Consider the following 419-nt stretch of genomic DNA (forward strand, 5'->3'; position numbering starts at 1 on the left):
GCGAGCGGGTGCGCGAGGGGTTCTGGGTCGTGCTCGCCGGGCCGCCGAACGCCGGCAAGTCGACGCTGCTCAACGCGTTGAGCCGGCGTGACGCGGCCATCGTCTCGCCGGTGCCGGGCACCACCCGGGACGCGATCGAGGTGCGGCTCGATCTCGGCGGCCTGCCGGTGATGCTGGTCGACACCGCGGGCCTGCGCGAGACGCACGATCCGGTCGAGGCCGAGGGCATCCGGCGCACCCGCCGCCGGATGGCGGAAGCCGACCTCGTCCTGATGCTGGTGCCGCCGGTCCCGAAGGCGACCGAGCCCGCGGCGACCGGCCGGGTGCTGCGCGTGCGGACGAAGGCGGACCTCGCCGACGGGTCCGGCGGCGGCCTCGCCGTGTCGGCGCTGACGGGGCAGGGGATGCCGGCGCTGCTC

At 76.6% G+C, this 419-nt stretch carries 1 protein-coding gene; it reads left to right on the top strand.

Annotated elements, in window-relative coordinates:
- Positions 1-419 (top strand): GTPase (locus FV223_RS29900; protein ID WP_147730157.1); only part of this gene is annotated, 419 nt, incomplete at both ends.

The sequence above is a fragment of the Methylobacterium sp. WL116 genome (assembly GCF_008039455.1).
In the GTDB taxonomy this organism is placed as follows: domain Bacteria; phylum Pseudomonadota; class Alphaproteobacteria; order Rhizobiales; family Beijerinckiaceae; genus Methylobacterium.